Raw genomic sequence first — 6184 nt, forward strand, 5'->3', positions numbered from 1 at the left:
CGTATGACGCTTGTCCGCTGCAGCGCCGCGCCAACCAATCCGCTTGGCGCTGCAGCGGACTCATAGGGGGAGAACTGTTACCTATGTATCCGGTCCATTCTGTTACCCATCTATCGGCTGGACAGCTAATCGTTCCACCGGCCCGCTTCCTGCAACGCTTGTGATTGGCGAAATCGTCGATGGCAGCGTCTTTCTCCCCGTCACTGTACGGGCAGAAATGCCCGGCAGGGCAATGAGGGGGCAGCGCCGAGGTTTCCTAATCCAGCTTGTCTCAGTACCCTGTTCTGGCTTGGCGCCGAGATCGCCGTGGTTCGGGCGACGTGCCCCAGCTGGCGATATCAGATCAGCGAATCCGTCCAGAGCACAATGTCCTTCGCCGCCTGGCCGAAGGCGTTGTCCAGAGCGTTGACGTAGGCGGCGTTGCCGCCGCCCGAAACCGGCGCGCTCGTGGTGAAGCTCTTGGCGGCGAGCACCTCGCCATTGCGGTCGTTGAGGATGCGCACGAACAGTTCGACCTCGGCGTGCTCGCCGCCATTGACCCGGACTTCGAAGGAACGGACCTCGGCGATGATCTGGTAGTCGATCGCCAGCCCCTCGCCCGGCTTGCCGACGCCGGCGAAGCTGCCGGAGCGCTGGAAGGTCTCGGCCAGCCTTGCCTGCACGATGAGCGGCAGCCGGTCGGCCCATTGCGCGCCCTTGAGGTACTGGATCGAGCCGTCGCCCGGCTTGATGACGATGTTCTGGCTGTCCAGCGCCTTGAGCGCGGAGGGCTGGGCGATCAGGATCTGGCGACGGCTGCGGCCACGAGCGTCCACCGACGGCGCCGACAACTCGAACGTGTCGAGCGGCGCCGGCTTGGCACCGAGGGCCGCGCAGCCGGCGAGCGAAAGCGCAAGCAGCGCCGCAGCCGATGTCAATCCAACCGACTTCACCCAAACCGACGTCACACGCGATCCCCGTTGTCCCCAGATCGTAAGATCAACCCGCAATTGCGGCTCATGTTCTTGCGGTGGGCGCAGGCCGAAGTCAACGCCGCACCCTGCCGTCATATTGCCGGACCTCGCCCTCGCCGCCCGACAGGATACGCCCCGGGTTGCGGCTGAGATCGGTCACCGCTTCCTCGATGCGGTTGATCGAACGCCTGCTGTCCTGGACCAGCGCCTCGACATTCTGCAGGCCCTGGCCGGAGAAACGGGCGAGATTGTCGGTGATGGTTCCGAGCCGCGCATTCAGCGTGTCGGCGACCTGCTTGAACGATTTCAGCGTCTCACGGGCATCCGCCATGACGCCGTTCGCCTCGCCCGAGCCGAGCAAGTTGTCGACCTTGGCCAGGATGCCGTCGACGCGCACCGAGGCGTCGTTGAGCCGCTGCGCCAGCTGTTTGGCGTCCTTGATGGTGTCGTCGATATCGTCGGCGCGGTTGGCGAACTTGTTCGTGACCTTGGCGATGTCGGCGGCGGCCTGATTGGCGTTGTCGCTGGCCTTCTGGATGTTGGCCAGCGCCGTGCGCACCTCGGCCGGATCGATGCCGTCGAGCACGCCGTTGACTTTGTCCAGCGTGCCTTGCGTCTTCTGGGCGAAGTCGTTGATCGAGCCGACCGCCGTGTTGACGTTGTTGATGACGGTATCGAACTGCTTGGAGGTTTCCTTCAGGTTGCCGGTGACCGTGTCGACATTGGCGACGATGCTCTTGATCTGGTCCTTGTCGACGGCGTTGAGCAGGCCTTCGGCGGCCTTCAGGGTGCCGTCGAGCTTGCCCGAGACACCCTTCAACTCGTCCGACAACGCACTCACGCTGGACAGGAACTTGTCGATGCCGTCGGAATTCTTGGCCAGCGCGTCGGAAAAGGTCTGCACGTTCTTGACCGTATCGGTCAGCGGCCCGCGCACGTCATGGGTGAACCCTTCGAGATCGGAAAGCACCTTGTCGGCGCGGGTAAAGATGGTCTGCGCGGTCTGCAGGAGGTTGGTGACCGCGGATGGATTGGCGACGATCTCGGCGTCCTTGCCTTCCTTCTCGGCCAGGTCGAGAAGGTTTTCCTCATTCAGGTTGGCGCCCTTGAGCTCGATATTGGCCTGGCCACTGAGGCCGGCAATGCCGATATCGGCCTGCGTCGACTTGGTAAGCGGCGTCGTCCGGCCGATTTCGGTGCTGGCGATCGCGGCGGCCGGATCGTTGGGCGCGATATAGACGCGCTTGACCACGCCGACCTTGACGCCGTTGAACAGCACCAGGCTGCCGGGGCCGAGGCCCGAAGCCGAACCTGGAATGCGCACCAGCAGCACGGCCGTCTCGCCCCTGTCGCCGATGGCGGCGGTCCAATAGACAAAGGCGAAGGCCGCAACAATCGCGGCCAGAGTGAAGATGCCGACAATGACGTAGTTGGCTCTTGTTTCCATTGCCTCACTTATGACTATGCGCGCGCCGCAAGATCAAGTTGCCGGGCACGTTTTCCGCGGAAATAGGATTTGACCCAAGGCTCCTCGCTCTTCAGCATGTCGTCGATCGTACCTTCGACCAGCACTTTCTTCTTGCCGAGCACCGCAACGTGATCGCAGGCCGTGAACAGCGTGTCGAGGTCGTGCGTGACCATGTAGACGGTGAGATCCATGGTGTCGCGCAGCTTGACGACGAGTTCGTCGAACTCCGCCGCGCTGATCGGATCAAGCCCCGAGGTCGGCTCGTCGAGAAAGACGATGTCCGGATCGAGCGCCAGCGCTCGCGCCAGCGCCGCGCGCTTGATCATGCCGCCGGAAAGCTCGGAGGGGAATTTCTGCGCCGCGTCCGGCGGCAGGCCGACCAGCTCGATCTTCAGCAGCGCCAGCTCGTCCATCAGCTTCCTCGGCAGGTCGAGATATTCCCGCATTGGCACCTGCACGTTCTCCTGCACCGTCAGGGCTGAGAACAGCGCGCCGTGCTGGAACAGGACGCCCAGTCGCATGTCGACGCGCAGGCGCTCGATATCGCTTGCCTTGTCGACGTCGACGCCGAACAGCTTGATCGTTCCCGATTGCTTGGGCATCAGCCCGAGGATGGTTCGCAGCAGCACGGACTTGCCGGCGCCGGAAGCGCCGACGAAACCAAGGATCTCACCACGCTTGATGTCGAGCGACAGCTTGTCGAGGATCAGCTTGTCCTCAATGGCGACGGTGACGTCGCGCACCGAAAGCACGATCTCGCTTTCGTCAGCGTCCTCCGCAGTCTTGACCCCGTTGCCGTTCGCGTTCGCCATCTCAGAACTCGATCGCTGCGTAGAACATGGCGAAAAGCCCGTCGAGGATGATGACGACGAAGATCGACTTCACCACCGAGGCGGTCACGTGCTGGCCGAGCGATTCGGCGCTGCCACCGACCTTCATGCCTTCGACCGACGCTATGATGCCGATGATCATGGCCATGAACGGCGCCTTGATCAGTCCGGCAAAGATGGTGCTGAGATCGATGGCGATGCGCAGCCTGTCGAGGAAGGCGGCCGGCGGAATGTCGGAATAGAGCCAGGCAGCGACGATGCCGCCGCCAAGTGCTGCAAAATTGGCGACGATGGTGAGGCAAGGCAGCGCGATCACCAGCGCGACCAGCCGCGGGAACACAAGCACGCCGATCGGATTGAGGCCGATGACCTTCAGCGCGTCGACCTCCTCGCGCATCTTCATCGAGCCGATCTCGGCGGTGATGGCGCTGCCGGAACGGCCGGCGATCATGATGGCCGTCATCAGCACGCCAAGCTCGCGCAGGATCAGCACGCCGACGAGGTCGACGACGAAGATGTCGGCGCCGAAATAGCTGAGCTGATAGGCGCCCTGCTGGGCAACGATGGCGCCGACAATGGCCGACATCAGCACCACCACCGGGATGGCGCCGACGCCCATGCGGTCGATCTGGTTGAAGATCGCGGCCGGATTGACGGCATGGCCGCGGCCGAGCTTCATCTGGGCGCCGCGGATGGTGGCGCCGAGGATGTTCATCGAGGCCAGGAAATCGTCGCGCATCTCATAGACGCGCCGGCCGACCGCCTCGAGCGCACGCAGGATGATGTTGGGCGGACCGGCCGGCCCCGATTCGGGCTCGCGCCGGACGGCGTCGCCGACGGCGGAAAGCAGGATGGAGGCGATCTCGCTCTGCCCCTGCATGGTGACTTCGATGCCCTTCTTCTCGAAGGCGCTGACCAGGCGGTCGATCAGCCAGGCGCCGGCGGTATCCATCTTGTCGATATGCGAAAGATCGAGCGCCAAGGATTTGACGCCGCTGCGCTTTTCGATCTTGCGCATCTCGGCGTCGACCAGCGCCACGGTGCGCGTCGTCCAGTTCCCCGAGAAGGCGCAACCGAGAACGCCGCCCTCCTGGCCGACCGCGACGCGCGGCTGGCCGTTCGGCTCCTTGGCGGCGGTGCCGCTTGCGTCGCGTTTGCGGATGGTCAACATGGCGTCCTGTTTAGCCTGCCGGAACCGGGCTGTCATTTGCCGGCGACCCGTTGTCGCACAGCCGGAGAAGAAAAATATGGCGCGTGTCATTTCGGTCGAGTCCGAGCGTTTTCCCATCGCCGGAGCCTTCACGATCTCACGCGGATCGAAGACCGAGGCGGAAGTCATCACGGTGACGATCCGTGAAAATGGCCATGGCGGGCGCGGCGAGTGCGTTCCCTACAAGCGCTATGGCGAGACCACGGACGGCGTGCAGGCAGCGATCGAGGCGATGCGCGGGCGGATCGCCGACGGAATCGCCCGGGCTGCCCTGAGCCACGCCATGCCCGCCGGCGCCGCGCGCAACGCCATCGATTGCGCCTTGTGGGACCTGGAAGCGAAGCTGAGCGGCGCGCCGGTGGCGCATGCAATCCGCGCTGTGCCCTTGAGAGCGCTGGAAACAGCCTTCACGCTGTCGCTTGGCGAGCCCGAAGCGATGGCGGCGCAGGCTCGCGCCAATGCCGCGCGGCCGCTGCTCAAGGTCAAGATCGGCGGCGACAACGACAAAGCCCGCATCCGTGCCGTCACCGAGGCGGCGCCCGGCAGCCGCATCATCCTCGATGCCAATGAGGGCTGGACGGAGCACAATATCGTCGAAAACCTCGCCTTCGCCGCCGAGCAAGGGATCGCGCTGATCGAGCAGCCGCTACCCGCCGGCCGCGACGAAATCCTGCGCGAGATCGCGCATCCGGTGCCGATCTGCGCCGACGAAAGCGTGCACGAGGCGAAGAACCTCGACGCGCTGGTCGGCCTCTATGACGCCGTCAACATCAAGCTCGACAAGACGGGTGGCCTGACCGAAGCGCTGGTGCTGCGCGGCCGCGCCCGCGAACTCGGCTTCGACATCATGGTCGGCTGCATGGTCGGCACCTCGCTGGCGATGGCGCCGGCCGTGCTTTTGGCCCAGGGCGCCGACTTCGTCGATCTCGACGGTCCGTTGCTGCTCGCCAGGGACCGCACGCCCGGCCTTGTGTACCGGGGGTCGCTGGTGTCACCCCCCGACCGAACGCTGTGGGGCTGAGCGCGCGGCGAGCGCAATCAGCGCCAGCCCGATGAGCGCGATCGGGATCATCGCCAGAAAACCGTCGACGCCAAAGCGATCGTAGAGCGGGCCCGACACCAGCGTCACCACGGCCATGAAGAAGCCGTTGAAGAAGTAGGCAATGCCTTGCGCGGCGCCGGTGCGCTCCTCCGAGACGGTTTCACCGATCATTTTCTGCAGGCCGATCAGCACCATCGCAACCGATACGGCGTGCAGCGTCTGGACGCCGAAGAAGCCGGCAATGCCGAGGCCGAGCGGCCAGATCAGCGGAAAGGCGATCCAGCGCACGATCGCGCCGATGGCGGCGATCAGCATCACCGTGGCGACGGAAACGGAACCGAAGATGCGCGTGAACATCACAAACATGCACACCTCGGCGACCACGCCCCAGGCCCACAGCAGGCCGACGACGGTGTCGCTGATGCCGATCGACTTCCAGTAGATCGAGACGAAGCCGTAGAGAAAGGCATGGCTGGCGGTGATGATGCCGACGCCGAGGGTGAAATAGAGGAAATAGGCGTTGAGGAGCGTCGGCGCCGAATGCTGGATGTCGGCCGCCGAAAGCGGCGAGGCGCGGCGCGGACGGCCAAGCCTTGGCGCAAGCAGGCCGGCGGCCAGGGCCGCGGCCAGCGCGACGAAGATGATCACCGGCACCGCCTCGGCGCCCGTGCGCGCCAGGAT

The 6184-nt window shown here is 64.7% G+C and carries 6 protein-coding genes; 1 reads left to right on the forward strand and 5 read right to left on the reverse strand.

Going from position 1 to position 6184, the window contains the following annotated elements; translation table 11 throughout:
- Positions 1–338 precede the first annotated feature (338 nt).
- The 4 genes from EN738_RS29230 to EN738_RS29245 are packed head-to-tail and all read right to left on the reverse strand — an operon-like array spanning position 339 to position 4422.
- Complete coding sequence (locus EN738_RS29230) at positions 339–1049, reverse strand: ABC-type transport auxiliary lipoprotein family protein (protein WP_127286682.1); 711 nt, start codon at positions 1047–1049, stop codon at positions 339–341.
- Entirely contained in the window at positions 1027–2400 is a 1374-nt protein-coding gene (locus EN738_RS29235; protein ID WP_127286683.1) for an MlaD family protein, read from the reverse strand. Before EN738_RS29235 ends, EN738_RS29230 begins: the two co-directional genes overlap by 23 nt.
- 14 nt (positions 2401–2414) lie before the next feature.
- Complete coding sequence (locus EN738_RS29240) at positions 2415–3233, reverse strand: ABC transporter ATP-binding protein (RefSeq protein WP_127286684.1); 819 nt, start codon at positions 3231–3233, stop codon at positions 2415–2417.
- Between the two features lies 1 nt (position 3234).
- Positions 3235–4422 (reverse strand): ABC transporter permease, encoded by a 1188-nt coding sequence (locus EN738_RS29245; RefSeq protein ID WP_127286685.1) that lies wholly within the window; start codon positions 4420–4422, stop codon positions 3235–3237.
- A 76-nt stretch (positions 4423–4498) separates the two neighbouring features.
- Here EN738_RS29245 and dgcA point away from each other — a divergent pair, with 76 nt between their 5' ends.
- Positions 4499–5482: an N-acetyl-D-Glu racemase DgcA gene (gene dgcA, locus EN738_RS29250; protein WP_127286686.1), complete on the forward strand. Its 984-nt coding sequence runs from the start codon at positions 4499–4501 to the stop codon at positions 5480–5482.
- On the opposite strand, the gene EN738_RS29255 is transcribed toward dgcA, so the two are convergent.
- The coding region (locus tag EN738_RS29255) for an MFS transporter (protein ID WP_189606020.1) at positions 5453–6184 on the reverse strand (732 nt) is incomplete at its 5' end. The two genes, dgcA and EN738_RS29255, sit on opposite strands and share 30 nt — an antisense overlap.

This window comes from Mesorhizobium sp. M4B.F.Ca.ET.017.02.2.1 (assembly GCF_003998955.1).
GTDB classification, from domain to species: Bacteria; Pseudomonadota; Alphaproteobacteria; order Rhizobiales; family Rhizobiaceae; genus Mesorhizobium; species Mesorhizobium abyssinicae.

What these genes read in the sequence shown, in the direction of transcription:
- EN738_RS29230 (WP_127286682.1), bottom strand. Translation starts at nt 1,049, where the DNA reads ATGACGGCAGGGTGCGGCGTTGACTTCGGCCTGCGCCCACCGCAAGAA.
- EN738_RS29235 (WP_127286683.1), bottom strand. Translation starts at nt 2,400, where the DNA reads ATGGAAACAAGAGCCAACTACGTCATTGTCGGCATCTTCACTCTGGCC.
- EN738_RS29240 (WP_127286684.1), bottom strand. Translation starts at nt 3,233, where the DNA reads ATGGCGAACGCGAACGGCAACGGGGTCAAGACTGCGGAGGACGCTGAC.
- EN738_RS29245 (WP_127286685.1), bottom strand. Translation starts at nt 4,422, where the DNA reads ATGTTGACCATCCGCAAACGCGACGCAAGCGGCACCGCCGCCAAGGAG.
- dgcA (WP_127286686.1), top strand. Translation starts at nt 4,499, where the DNA reads ATGGCGCGTGTCATTTCGGTCGAGTCCGAGCGTTTTCCCATCGCCGGA.